This is a genomic window from Geodermatophilus chilensis, from assembly GCF_002802985.1.
Lineage (GTDB): Bacteria > Actinomycetota > Actinomycetes > Mycobacteriales > Geodermatophilaceae > Geodermatophilus > Geodermatophilus chilensis.
This window is the reverse complement of record NZ_NVPT01000164.1, coordinates 1-10,975: the sequence shown is the minus strand read 5'-3', so window position 1 is coordinate 10,975 and position 10,975 is coordinate 1. Positions and strand designations below refer to the sequence as shown.

Sequence of the window (10,975 nt, the reverse complement as noted above, 5' to 3'; positions counted from 1 at the left end):
TCTGCATGTTGTACTGTGTGTTATGTATATTGCTCATCTGTATGATTCATCTGTTCTTGTTGTTTTTTCTAGAATAAGAAGGCATACCACATATAGTACGTTCTCGTGGGCTCGTACATGTGTATAAGAGACGGGCGCGTGGCTGGCGGCATGCACCCCGGGCGGTCCGGTCGCTCGCTCGGCGAGCGCGCCGCGCGCTCGCCGAGCGAGCGACCGGACCGCCCGGGGTGCATGCCGCCAGCCACGCGCAGAGTGTCGCACGAGGTCGAACGCCTGTTCGACACGAACGGCGGCTCCACGGCGTAGTGCGGCGGACGGTGACCAGCGGGACGACGTCCGCACCGTGCGTACCACAGGTCACCGCGGTGGTGACCGACCGTGACGCCAGGACCCGGTTGGGCGTGTCATCGATTGATCACCTACCGTGACGACAGCGTTCACGTGGCGCTGTCAGCATCCGGTCGTCCCCGCCGTCCACCGGAGGTCCACCCCGTGCCCCCATCGCCCCGTCCCGGCCGCGGCGCCGCGCGTGCCGCCGTCGGCGCCACCGCCGTCTCCCTCGCCGTCCTCGGCCTGCCGGCCCTCGCGTCGGCCGCGGCTCCCGTGCCGTACGTCTCCGAGATCCACTACGACAACGCCGGCACCGACACCGGCGAGTTCGTCGAGGTCGTCGTCCCCGAGGGCGCCGGCCCGGCCGGGCTCTCGCTCGTCCTCTACAACGGCAACGGCGGGGGGACCTACGGCTCGGCGGTCCCGGTCCCGGTCCCCGTCCCGGCGGGGGCGCGGGTCGTCGCCGTCGACGTGCCCGGCCTCCAGAACGGCAGCCCCGACGGGCTCGCGCTGCTGCAGGACGGCGCGGTCCTGGAGTTCCTGTCGTACGAGGGGACGTTCACCGCGACCGACGGGCCGGCCGCCGGGATGACCAGCACGGAGATCGGCGTGCGCGAGTCCGAGAGCACCCCGGTGGGCCACTCCCTGTCGCGGGCCTCGGCCGCCGGGTCCTGGTCCGGGCCCGCACCGGCGACCAGGGGAGCGGCCGACGGCGCCGGCGGCGGGCCCGCACCCGAGCCGGCCGACGTCTGCGCGACCCCGGTGACGCACGCCGTCGGCGCGGTCCAGGGCAGCGGCGCGGCGACGCCGCTGGCCGGGCGGACGGTCACCGTCCGCGGCACGGTCGTGGCCGACCTGCAGGGGCCCGACGGCCTCGAGGGCTTCCACCTGCAGGACGCCGGGGACGACGACCCCACCACGTCCGACGGCGTCTTCGTGCTCAGCACCGTGCCGGTCGCGCTCGGCGACGAGGTCGCGGTCACCGGCGTGCCCAGCGAGTCCTTCGGCCAGACTCAGGTCACCGCGAGCACCGGCGTCGCCGTCTGCGCCGACAACCTCCTGCCCGAGCCCGCGCCGGCGCCCCTCGACCTGCCCGCCGACGACGCCGTCCGCGAGCGGCGCGAGGGCATGCTCGTGGAGCCGGTCGACGCGCTGACCGTCAGCGAGGTCTTCGCGCTCACCCGGTACGGCGAGCTGACCCTCTCCGAGGGCGGCGTGCTGGTGCAGCCCACCGAGGTCGCCCGGCCGGGCACCCCGGAGGCCGCCGCGGTCGTCGCCGGCAACGCCGCACGGAGGGTCCTGCTGGACGACGGCCGGGACGACTCGCGGTCGGTCACGGACCGGCCGTACCTGTCCCCGGACAGCCCGGTGCGCGTCGGCGACGTCCTGGACCTCACCGAGCCGCTCGTCCTCGGCTACGGCTTCCGCCAGTGGCGGTTCCAGCCGGCCGACGGGACGGCGGACGGCGTGTTCGCACCGCAGGACACCCGCACGGTGGCCCCCGGGCCGGTCGGCGGCGACGTCCGGCTGGCCACGTTCAACGTGCTCAACTACTTCCTCACCTTCGGCGGCGTGGGCCGCGGCGCCGACGACCGGGCGGAGTTCGAGGAGCAGGCCGGCAAGATCGTCCCGGCGATCCGTGCGCTGGGCGCCGACGTCGTCACGCTGCTGGAGATCGAGGACACCGACACCACGGGGCTGACCCGGGGGGATGCCGACACCGCGCTGGCCGACCTCGTCGGTCGGCTGAACGACGCCGCGGGTGCGGACGTGTGGGCGTACGTGCCGCTGCCGCAGGAGCTGTACGGGGTCCCGCGGGACGCCATCCGCAACGCGATCGTCTACCGCACCGACCGCGTGCAGCCGGTCGGCGACCCGGTCGGCCTGGTCGACGAGGGCGTGTGGCGCAACGCCCGCGAGCCGCAGGCGCAGACGTTCGTCGCGGACGGTGACGCCTTCACCGTGGTGGCCAACCACTTCAAGTCCAAGAGCCCCGGCGACGCCACCGGCGACAACGCCGACGACGGCGACGGGCAGGGCCAGTGGAACGGCGACCGCGTCCGTCAGGCGCGCTCGGTCGCCGGCTTCGCCGCCGGGCTGGCGCAGCGCACCGGCGACCCGGACGTCGTCCTCATGGGCGACCTCAACGCCTACAGCCAGGAGGACCCGGTCGAGGAGCTGCGCGCCGCCGGCTGGACGGACCTCGGCGAGCGGTTCGACCCCGGCCGCTACAGCTACGTCTTCGACGGGCTGTCCGGCTCGCTGGACCACGCGATGGCCACCGCGGCCCTCACCGCCAAGGTCACCGACGTCGTGCACTGGAACGTCAACTCGGCAGAGTCCTCGGCCTACCAGTACGACGGCGACCCGGCGCTCTACGACGCCGATCCGTACCGGTCCAGCGACCACGACCCGCTCGTCGTCGGGATCGACCTCGACGAGCGCTGCCAGGGCCTCGTGCCGACCCTGACCGGCACCGAGGGGGACGACGTCCTGCACGGCACGAACGGCCGGGACGTCGTGATGGGCCTCGGCGGGGACGACGAGCTGCGCGGCGGCAACGGCGACGATGTCCTCTGCGGCGGCGCCGGTGTGGACACGGTCGCCGGGGACAACGGGGCCGACGTCCTGCTCGGCGGCCTGGGCGGGGACGTCCTCGACGGCGGCAACGGCGACGACACGCTGGTCGGCGGCCCCGGCGAGGACGGCCTCGAGGAGGGGTGCGGCAACGGCACCCGGGAGCAGGAGGGCCCCGAGTCCTGAGCCGTCCCTGACGACGCGTCCGGCGCGGCCCCGGGGGGACCGGGGACCGCGCCGGACGCGCGTCGGGGGTCAAAGGCCCTCGCGGGTCTCCCCGCCCGGCTGCTCGCCGAGGGCGTCCTCCTCCGGGTCGCTGGTGCGGGTCACCCCGTCGGCCAGCGTCCGGGCCACGTCCTGCAGCAGCCGGTGCGCCGGCAGGTCCTCCACCGGCACCGGCAGCGGCAGCGACCAGTTGGGCCGGTCGGTGGTGCCGGGCATGTTGGGTCGGCGCGGCTCGCCGAGGGCGTCGTCGAGGGTCGCCGAGAGCAGCAGCGACGGCGCCCGGGCCAGCAGCTCGTGCGCCCGCTTCACCGCCGTCTCGGGCCGGGCGTTCTTCCGCAGGCCGGGCAGCTTCTCCAGCAGCGACGCCCGGCCCCGCTCGAGCTCCTCGTCGGTCCCGGTGCCGTGCTCGCGCTGCTCCTCGAGGTCGGCACCGGTCCACAGCCCGGCCACGGTCGGCAGGTCGTGGGTGGTGATCGCCGCCATCGCGGTCTCCGGCCACTCGGCGGGGTCGTCGTCCTCGAACCACAGCAGCCGGTAGCTGAGGATGCCGTGCTCGGCCATGGCCTCGCGGACGCCCTCCTCGACGGTGCCCAGGTCCTCGCCGACGACGACGGCCTGCGCGCGGGAGCTCTCCAGCGCGACGATGTCGAGCAGGTCCTCGGCCGGGTAGCGCACGTAGGCGCCGTCCGCGGCGCTCCCGCCGGAGGGCACCCACCACAGCCGGAACAGGCCCATCACGTGGTCGATGCGCAGGCCCCCGGCGCCGGCCATCGTGGCCCGGATGGACTGGACGAACGGCTCGTAGTCCGCGGCGCGCAGCTGCCACGGGACCAGCGGCGGGGAGCCCCAGTCCTGGCCCTGCGAGTTGAACGCGTCCGGCGGGGCGCCGACGCTCGCGCCCTGGGCGAGCACGTCCTGCCAGGTCCAGGCGTCCGCGCCGCCTCCGGCGACGCCGATCGGCAGGTCCTGGATGACGGTCATGCCCTCGGTGGCCCGCTCCAGCTGCAGGTGCAGGCACCACTGCAGCCAGGCGTGGAAGGCGACGTCGCGCTCGTGCCCGGCGACGAACTCCCCGACGGCCACGCTGCGCGGGTCGCGCAGCTCCTCGGGCCAGGTGTGCCAGTCCGGGCCGTGGACGTCCGCCAGCGCGCACCAGGTCGCCCAGTCCTGCAGCTTCTGACCCTGGTGCCACCACCAGTCGGGGAAGGCGGGGTCGTCGTCGCCGGCGGCGTCGAAGACACGGCGCAGCACCTCGCGCTTGCGTGCCCAGATCGCGTCGCGGTCGATGAGCTCGCCGTCGTTCAGGGCCCGGCCGGTCGCGCTGTCGAGGTCGACGGCGTCCGCGCCGGGCACCTCCTCGACCCGCAGGTAGACCGGGTTGCGGAACCGGCGGGTGGCCGGCAGGTAGGGGCTGTCCTCCTGCTGCGGCGTGGGGGCGACGGCGTGCAGCGGGTTGATGAGCACGAACCCGGCGCCCTGCTCCGCGGTCATCTCGCGGACGGCGCGCAGGTCGGCGAGGTCGCCGATGCCCCAGCTGTCGCGGCTGCGGGTGGCGTACAGCTGCACCGCCCAGCCCCAGGCGCGCTCGTCGGGCAGCCAGCACCGGCCGGGGGAGACGACCAGCCGGCGGCGCGGCCCGCCGGGGGCCTGCAGCCAGTGGTAGCCGAGCGGGAAGTCGTCGGGCAGTTCGCCGTCGACGTGCCGGGTGGAGCCGTCCTCGAGGGTCACCTCGGCCTCGTCCACCTCCAGCACGTCGCCGGGGCGGGCGACGATGGGGGCGCGGTCCTCGAGGTCGGCCGGCGGGCTGCCGATCACCTCGCGCAGCCGCTCGATCGTGGCCTCGGCGACCTGGTGTTCCTCGTCGAGGGCGTCGAGCCAGGTGGCGTCGATGCCCCACTCGTCGGTGGTGGGAGTGCGCGTCACGCCCCGATACTCCCCAGCGCACCCGCCGCCCACACCGCAGGCCGCGAGTGGTGCCGCTCTCGCCCGGCCGCGCTCCTGTGGTGACGGTCACGACTTCGGAACGGTTCTGCTGTCACCGGTGACAGCCGGAGCGGCGGGTCGCAGGCTCCGGGGGCGGCGACGCGCCGCGACCGATCCGCATCCGTGGAGGCATGCATGAGATCCCCCAGGTCCTTCCTGCCCGCCCTCGTGGCGGCGTCCGCAGTTCTCCTCGCCGCGTGCGCCGAGACTGAGCAGGAGGGCGGCGGCGGGACAGGTGCAGCGGCCCCTGCGTCGGAGTACCCGACCGAGGACATCACGCTCTACGTGCCGTACGCCCCCGGCGGCCCCACCGACCTGGCCGCGCGCACCGTCGGCGACTGCCTGGCGGAGGACTTCGGCTCGGCGGTCGTGGTGGAGAACCGTGAGGGCGCGTCGGGCTCGCTCGGGATGCAGGCGATGATCCAGGGCGGCAACGACGGCCACAGCCTGTCGCTGATCGCGGTGCCCGCCTCGGCGACCAACCCGCTGCAGGAGGACGTCGGCTACACCAACGAGGACTACGTCCCGATCGCCGCGGTCACCGAGATCCCCTCGGTGCTCGCCGTGGGGGAGGGGTCCCGGTTCGCCGACGCCGAGGCCTTCTTCGCCGCCGCGGAGCAGAGCCCGGGCCAGGTCACCGTCGGCGTCCCCGGGGCGACGACGTCCCAGGCGATGGAGCTGCAGCGGCTGGCCGAGGAGTACGGCGTCGAGGTCGCGCGCGTGCCGTTCAGCGGCAACGCGGAGATGACCACGGCGCTGCTCGGGGGCAACGTCGACGCCGTCTTCATCAACGCCTCCAAGGACGTCCTCGAGAACATCGAGGCCGGCAGCTTCGTGCCCCTGGCGATCAGTCCGGCGGAGCGGGTCGACTACCTGCCCGACGTGCCGACGCTGGCCGAGCTCGGCTACCCGGAGCTGACCAACAGCGTGTCGGTGTTCGGGCTCGCGGCCCCGGCCGGCGCGCCCGAGGAGGTGCTGCAGACCCTCGAGGACGGCGTCCGCGCGTGCCTGGAGAAGCCCGAGGTGGTCGAGACCCTCGGCGACCAGTACGTGCCGGACAGCTTCATCGGGCAGCAGGAGTTCCAGGCCCGGATCGACGAGATCGTCGAGGTCTACGGCCCCCTCCTGCAGGACTAGGCGGTGGCGTCCGGGCGCCGCTCAGTGCCTGCCACGCTCTGGCGTCGGACTGGGCAGGACCTCCTCGGCGGTGGCGAGGAAGCCGGCGAGCACCGGCGAGGTGTCGCCCTCCCGCCAGGCCAGGGCGATCGGCACCCGGACGTCGACCCCGCCGGCGATCGGCGTGAAGACGACGCCCTCGATCTGCAGCGTCTCCGCCGAGGCCGGCATCAGGGCCACGCCCACGGCGGCGCCGACCAGCGCGACGACGGTGTGGGTGTCCGGTGCCTCCTGGACCACGCGCGGGGTGAACCCCGCGGCGAAGCAGGCGTGCACCGCGGCGTCCCGCAGTGCCGAGCCCTGCATCGAGACGTAGCTGACGAAGGCGTCGTCGGCCAGGTCGGCCAGGTGGACCTCGGGTTCCCCGGCCAGGGGGTGGTCCTGGGGCAGCACGGCCGTCAGGGACTCGTTGAGGATCACCCGGCTGGCCAGCGGCCCCGTGGGCACCGGCGCGCGCAGGAACCCGACGTCGATCTGCCCGTCGATCAGCGCGCTCACCTGGGCGGCGCTGAACACCGACGGCCGAAGTTCCAGCCGGACCTGCGGATAGCGCCGGCGGTAGGCGCGCGCCATGCGGGGGAGCAGCCGCCAGGTGATCACGCCGGTCACCCCGACGCGCAGCTCGCCGCGCTCGCCCCGCTCCGTGACCAGCACCGCCTCGCGGGCGAGCTCGGCCTCCCGAAGGACGCGCTGGGCGTGCTCGAGGAACACCGCGCCGGCAGTGGTGAGCCGCACCTGCCGGGTCGTCCGCTCGAGCAGCACCGCACCCACGTCCTGCTCGAGCTGCTTGACCTGCTGGCTCAGCGCCGGCTGGGCGATGTGCAGCCGGTGTGCCGCCCGGCCGAAGTGCAGCTCCTCGGCCACAGCGGTGAACGCCCGGAGGTGGCGCAGCTCCACAGGACCTCCTGACCGATGCACATGGCTTATCGACAGCCACCCGATTCGTTATTGGACCACGAACAATGTCCCTTCTAGTGTCGGTCGTCACACCCGCCGCGAACCGACGAGGAGCCCATGTCCGCACCGGCACGTGAACGTCGGCCCCGGGCCGGCGCCCGGTCCCAGCTGCGCCGGATCGCCCCGCTGCTGCTGCTCGCGCTGGGGGTGGCGGCCCTGCTCACGGCTCAGGGCATGGGGCTCGGCGAGCTGACGGCGCCCGGCCCGGGCCTGTGGCCGGCCGTCGTCGCGGCGCTGCTCACCGGCACCGCGGCGGCGCTGCTGTTCCTCGACCCGGCCGAGGACTACGAAGCCTGGACGGCGGGAACGGCGCGGATCGCGGCCGGGCTGGTCGGCCTGGCGCTGTTCGTGGTGCTCTTCGTGGCGATCGGCTTCATCATCCCCACCTTCCTGCTCCTGACCGCGTGGCTGCGGTTCTTCGGCGACGAGTCCTGGCGAATGGCGCTGGTCCTGGGCGTCGCGGGGGCGCTGCTCCTGCACCTGGTCTTCGTGATCGCCCTCGGGGTGCCGTTCCCCGCGGGCCCCGTCGACCAGCTGCTCGGTGGGTGACATGGGGATCTTCGACGGCATCGTCCAGGGCTTCTCGGTGGCCCTGGACCCGGTCAACCTGCTCTACGTCTTCGTTGGCGTGCTCATCGGCACCGTCATCGGCGTGCTCCCGGGGCTGGGCCCCACCGCGACCATCGCGCTGCTGCTGCCGCTGACCTACACGATCGAGCCGGCCACCGCGGTGATCCTGCTGGCCGGCATCTACTACGGCTCGATGTACGGCGGCACGATCACCTCGGTGCTGCTGCGCCTGCCCGGCGAGGCCGCCTCGGTCGTCACCACCTTCGACGGCTACCAGATGGCCAAGCAGGGCCGGGCCGGCCCGGCGCTGGGCATCGCCGCCGTCGGCTCGTTCGTCGGCGGCATCCTCTCCGTCCTCGGGCTCATGCTGCTCGCGCCGCCGCTGGCTGACCTGGCGGTCACCTTCGGCCCGCCGGAGTACGTCGCGCTGACCGCGCTCGGCATCCTGCTGGTCACCTACCTCGGCACCGGCACGCCGCTGAAGAGCCTGGCGATGGCGGCGCTGGGCCTGCTCCTGGCGACCGTGGGGCAGGACCCCATCACCGGGACCGGCCGCTTCACCTTCGGCCAGGTGGCCCTCTTCGACGGGGTGGACTTCGTCGCGGTCGCCATGGGCCTGTTCGGTGTCGGGGAGATCCTGCACAGCCTGGAACGCACCGAGAAGGTCCAGGCGGTCACCCGCGGGATCAGGAACATCTGGCCCACCCGCAAGGACTTCCGCGACTCCTCCGGGGCCATCGCCCGCGGCTCGGTGCTCGGCTTCGTCATCGGTGTGCTGCCCGGGGGCGGCGGCGTGATCTCCTCGCTGGCCTCCTACGCGCTGGAGAAGCGCCGGGCCAAGGACCCGAGCCGCTTCGGCAGGGGCGCCATCGAGGGCGTCGCCGGGCCGGAGACGGCCAACAACGCCTCCTCCACCTCGGCGTTCATCCCGCTGCTGACCCTCGGCATCCCGGCCAACGTCGTGCTGGCGCTGATCTTCGGTGCGCTGCTGGTACAGGGAGTCACGCCCGGCCCGCAGCTGATCAGCCAGGAGCCGGAGATCTTCTGGGGCGTCATCGCCTCGATGGTCATCGGCAACGTGATGCTGCTGGCGCTGAACATCCCGCTGGTCGGGGTCTTCGTGCAGCTGCTGCGCGTCCGGACCGGCATCCTGGCCGCGTTCGCCCTGGTGGTCACCATGGCCGGCGTCTTCTCGGTCAACAACGACTCCTTCGACATGTGGGTCGTGCTGGTGTTCGGCGTCGTCGGCTGGCTGATGAAGAAGACCGGCTTCGAGCCAGGGCCGCTGGTGCTCGCGTTCGTGCTCGGCGAGATCATGGAGCGGGCGTTCCGGCAGTCGATGCTGCTCTCCAACGGCAACCTCGACATCTTCGTCACCCGGCCCCTGTCCGGCGGCCTCCTGGCCGTCATGGCCCTCGTGGTCGTCGCCAGCATCCTCACCGCACGCAAGCGGCGTACCGCCTTCCGGCACGTCGACCCCGAGAGAGAGGTCGAGGCCGGCGCCGAGCCCACGGAGCCGACTCCGGGGCGCGCCAACCGGCCCACCCCCGACACCACCGACGCCGACGTCCCCTCGAGCTCTGGAGAACGATGAGATCGCTGCGCCCCCTGGCCGCCGCCCTGCTGGTCACCGTCTCGGCCCTGACCGGCTGCGCCCAGCAGTCAGGCGGCGATGGCGGCACCGCCACCGCCGACTACCCGTCGCAGGACATCCGGCTGATCGTGCCCTACGCCGCCGGCGGCCCGACCGACATCGCGGCGCGGGCCCTCGGGACCCATCTGGAGGAGGAGCTCGGCCAGCCGGTGGTGGTGGAGAACCTGCCCGGGGCCTCCGGCACGACCGCCTACATCGAGCTCATCTCCGCCGAGCCCGACGGCCACACGCTGTCGATGACCGCCCTGCCCACGGCGGTGCTGAACTACCTGTCCAACGACGTCGGCTACACCCGCGAGGACTTCGCGCCGGTCGGCGTGGTCACCCAGGTGCCGTCGGGGATCGTCGTCCCCGCCGACTCCCCGCACCAGGACCTGGAGTCGCTGTTCGAGGCGGCGCGCTCGCAGCCGGACAGCATCGGAGTGGGCACGCCGGGCGCCACGAACACCCACGCCGCGGAGACCCGGCGGATCAGCGAGCTCTACGACGTGCCGCTCACGGTGGTTCCGTTCGACGGCAACGCCGAGGTGCAGACCGCGCTGCTCGGCGGCAACGTCCCGGCCGGCTTCGTCAACCTCTCGCAGGACATGCTGCCGGCGATCGAGGCCGGGAACCTGCGGGTGCTCGCCGTCGGCACCGAGGAGCGGCTGCCCTACGTCGACGCGCCGACGTTCGTGGAGCTGGGCTACCCGGAGCTGACCCAGAGCACCACCACGTTCGGGGTCATCGCGCCCGCGGAGACGCCGGACGAGGTCGTCGCGACCCTCGAGGACGCACTGCGCAGCGCAGGCGAGGACGAGACCGTCGTCGAGGCGCTGGACCCCCGGTACGTGCCGGAGGAGTTCGTGGGCAGCGCCGGCCTGGCCGAGCTGTTCGTCGAGACCGAGGAGACCTTCCGCGATGTCGTCGGCGGCTGAGGCCGTCCCCGTCCCCGTCGACGCCGCAGCCGAGGGGAGCCCGACCGGAGCCGACCACCTCGTCGCGGGCCTGCAGGACCTCGGCGTGGACGTCGTGTTCGGGCTGCCGGGCGTGCACAACCTCGCCGTGTGGGAGGCGGCCGCGGCCGCGGGCCTGCGGGTGGTCGGCGTCCGGCACGAGCAGTCGGCCGTCTACGCGGCCGACGGCTACGCCCGGGCGACCGGCCGGCTCGGCGTGGCCGTCGTGACCACGGGGCCGGGGGCGGCGAACACCCTCGGCGCCACGGGGGAGGCCATGGCCTCGGGGGCGCCGGTGCTCGTGGTCGCCACCGACATCCCGTCGACGCTGCGGCGTCCCGGCGTGTACCGCGGCGTGCTGCACGAGACCCGCGACCAGGCGGCGATGTTCGCCCCGGTCACCAAGGAGACCCTGGTGACCTCGGCGGCCGGGGAGCTGTACGCGGACACGGTCCGTGCCGGCTCGGTCGCCCTGACCGCGCCCACCGGGCCGGTCTACCTCGGCGTGCCGACCGACCTGCTCGCCGCACCGGCCGGCAACCCCGCGCGCTGTCGCTTATCCCCATCT

General features: G+C 73.6%; 8 protein-coding genes. 6 read left to right on the top strand and 2 right to left on the bottom strand.

The genetic code is table 11. The features are described from left to right. Nucleotides 1-492: 492 nt before the first annotated feature. The gene (locus CNO22_RS21815; protein ID WP_100501344.1) at nucleotides 493-3,093 is read left to right on the top strand and encodes an ExeM/NucH family extracellular endonuclease; all 2,601 of its coding nucleotides are present in this window, start codon (nucleotides 493-495) and stop codon (nucleotides 3,091-3,093) included. A 69-nt stretch (nucleotides 3,094-3,162) separates the two neighbouring features. Here CNO22_RS21815 and malQ read toward each other — a convergent pair whose 3' ends face one another. Further along, on the bottom strand, nucleotides 3,163-5,055 hold the full coding sequence (malQ, locus tag CNO22_RS21810; RefSeq protein ID WP_232807246.1) for a 4-alpha-glucanotransferase: 1,893 nt from the start codon (nucleotides 5,053-5,055) through the stop codon (nucleotides 3,163-3,165). Nucleotides 5,056-5,250: 195 nt separating this feature from the next. On the opposite strand from malQ, the gene CNO22_RS21805 reads away from it, so the two are divergent. Beyond that, nucleotides 5,251-6,252: a tripartite tricarboxylate transporter substrate binding protein gene (locus CNO22_RS21805; RefSeq protein ID WP_100501343.1), complete on the top strand. Its 1,002-nt coding sequence runs from the start codon at nucleotides 5,251-5,253 to the stop codon at nucleotides 6,250-6,252. Nucleotides 6,253-6,273: 21 nt separating this feature from the next. Here the strand turns inward: CNO22_RS21805 and CNO22_RS21800 are convergent, their stop codons facing one another. After that, nucleotides 6,274-7,188, bottom strand: a complete 915-nt coding sequence (locus tag CNO22_RS21800; protein WP_157937061.1) for a LysR substrate-binding domain-containing protein — start codon at nucleotides 7,186-7,188, stop codon at nucleotides 6,274-6,276. Nucleotides 7,189-7,305: 117 nt separating this feature from the next. Between CNO22_RS21800 and CNO22_RS21795 the strand changes: the two genes are divergently transcribed. From CNO22_RS21795 to CNO22_RS21780, 4 genes are all read left to right on the top strand, one after another. After that, nucleotides 7,306-7,797 carry a tripartite tricarboxylate transporter TctB family protein gene (locus CNO22_RS21795; RefSeq protein ID WP_100501341.1) on the top strand — a complete coding sequence of 164 codons (492 nt, stop codon included), beginning with the start codon at nucleotides 7,306-7,308 and terminating at the stop codon, nucleotides 7,795-7,797. Between the two features lies 1 nt (nucleotide 7,798). Then, entirely contained in the window at nucleotides 7,799-9,412 is a 1,614-nt protein-coding gene (locus CNO22_RS21790) for a tripartite tricarboxylate transporter permease (RefSeq protein WP_100501340.1), read from the top strand. After that, the gene (locus CNO22_RS21785) at nucleotides 9,409-10,389 is read left to right on the top strand and encodes a Bug family tripartite tricarboxylate transporter substrate binding protein (RefSeq protein WP_100501339.1); all 981 of its coding nucleotides are present in this window, start codon (nucleotides 9,409-9,411) and stop codon (nucleotides 10,387-10,389) included. Before CNO22_RS21790 ends, CNO22_RS21785 begins: the two co-directional genes overlap by 4 nt. Beyond that, the coding region (locus tag CNO22_RS21780) for a thiamine pyrophosphate-binding protein (protein WP_269799617.1) at nucleotides 10,373-10,975 on the top strand (603 nt) is incomplete at its 3' end. The genes CNO22_RS21785 and CNO22_RS21780, both read left to right, overlap by 17 nt.

Bases quoted from the DNA above. Each gene is read 5' to 3' on its own strand.
- CNO22_RS21790 (WP_100501340.1), top strand. From the start codon at position 7,799: ATGGGGATCTTCGACGGCATCGTCCAGGGCTTCTCGGTGGCCCTGGAC.
- CNO22_RS21795 (WP_100501341.1), top strand. From the start codon at position 7,306: ATGTCCGCACCGGCACGTGAACGTCGGCCCCGGGCCGGCGCCCGGTCC.
- CNO22_RS21785 (WP_100501339.1), top strand. From the start codon at position 9,409: ATGAGATCGCTGCGCCCCCTGGCCGCCGCCCTGCTGGTCACCGTCTCG.
- CNO22_RS21805 (WP_100501343.1), top strand. From the start codon at position 5,251: ATGAGATCCCCCAGGTCCTTCCTGCCCGCCCTCGTGGCGGCGTCCGCA.